Origin of the sequence: Mesorhizobium sp. M7A.F.Ca.AU.002.02.1.1, assembly GCF_003998535.1 — a bacterium.
In the GTDB taxonomy this organism is placed as follows: Bacteria; Pseudomonadota; Alphaproteobacteria; order Rhizobiales; family Rhizobiaceae; genus Mesorhizobium; species Mesorhizobium ciceri.
Genome location: NZ_RZPB01001150.1, coordinates 1 through 1,372, shown reverse-complemented (window position 1 = coordinate 1,372; position 1,372 = coordinate 1). Strand labels below are relative to the sequence as shown.

The 1,372-nt window shown below is 64.1% G+C and carries 2 protein-coding genes; both read left to right on the top strand.

All coding sequences use genetic code 11. The features are described 5' to 3' along the window. On the top strand, nucleotides 1–368 hold a 368-nt coding region (locus EN879_RS35970; RefSeq protein ID WP_127274717.1), incomplete at its 5' end, for an ATP-binding protein. Beyond that, nucleotides 365–1,372 (top strand): sigma-54 dependent transcriptional regulator (locus EN879_RS35965; protein WP_164774834.1); only part of this gene is annotated, 1,008 nt, incomplete at its 3' end. The genes EN879_RS35970 and EN879_RS35965, both read left to right, overlap by 4 nt.

Below are 1,372 nucleotides of genomic sequence, written 5' to 3'. Positions count from 1 at the left end.
TCGTCAGGCCGCGCGGCAATGCCTCGCCGGTGGTCATGGCGAGCCGCATCCGGCTGGAGCAGATCCTGGTCAATCTTTTGCAAAATGCATTGGACGCGATGAAGGACCAGCCCGATCCGCGCATCGAGATCGAACTCGCCGAGCGCGGTGATCGAGTGCTGATTTCGGTGCGCGACAATGGACCCGGCCTTGGTCCGGAGGCGGCCGGCAATCTGTTCATGCCGTTCCAGACCACCAAGGAGAAGGGGCTTGGCCTGGGGCTGGTGATCTCGCAGGAGATCGCCCAGGAATTGGGCGGCACGCTGCGGCTCGATCCCGGCAATGGCAGCGGCGCATCCTTCACCATCGATTTGAGGCGAATTGAATGACAGACGGATCAGGGCTGGTCGCGCTCGTCGACGACGATGCGGACCTCCTTCACGCCACCACGCAATTGCTCGAGCTTGCCGGCTTCACGGTGGTCGCACTCGACGCCGCCGAGGCAGCACTTGCCGTCGTCGACAGGAATTTCGAGGGCGTCGTCGTCAGCGATATCCGCATGCCAGGCATGAATGGTCTGCAGCTGTTCGATCGCATCAAAGCGATCGACGCGGATATACCGGTGATCCTGGTTACCGGGCATGGCGACGTCGATCTCGCTGTGGCCGCGCTCAAGGACGGCGTTTACGATTTCATTCCGAAACCCTATGCCGGAGAACGCCTTGTCGAGGCGCTGAAACGGGCGAGTGAGAAGCGGCGGCTGGTGATGGAAAACCGGCGGCTGCGCGAAGCCGCGGCATTGGCCGCCGACGGCCTGCCGCTGATCGGCGAGGCGCCTGCCATCAAGCGGTTGCGCGAGACCTTGCGCCAGATCGCCGACATGGATGTCGATGTGCTGGTCGAGGGAGAAACGGGAACCGGCAAGGAAGTGGTGGCGGACCTCCTGCACCGATGGGGGCGGCGGCGCGCAAAACCCTTCGTCGCGCTGAATTGCGGCGCTCTGCCGGAGACGGTCATAGAGAGCGAGTTGTTCGGCCACGAGGCTGGCGCGTTCACCGGCGCGCAGCGGCGGCGGATTGGCAGCATCGAGCATTCGAGCGGCGGCACGCTGTTTCTCGACGAGATCGAATCCATGCCGCCTGCGCTCCAGGTCAAGCTGCTGCGCGTGCTCGAAACGCGCAGCCTCACGCCGCTTGGCTCGAACGAGATACGGCGCATCGATCTCAGGGTCGTCGCAGCGACCAAGGTCGATCTCGGGCGGCCGGACCAGCGCGGCGATTTTCGCGAGGATCTGTATTTTCGCCTCAACGTGGTGACGCTGCGCATTCCGCCGCTACGTGAACGCCGCGGCGATATCCCGATGCTGTTCGGGCATTTCCTCGGCAAGGCGGCC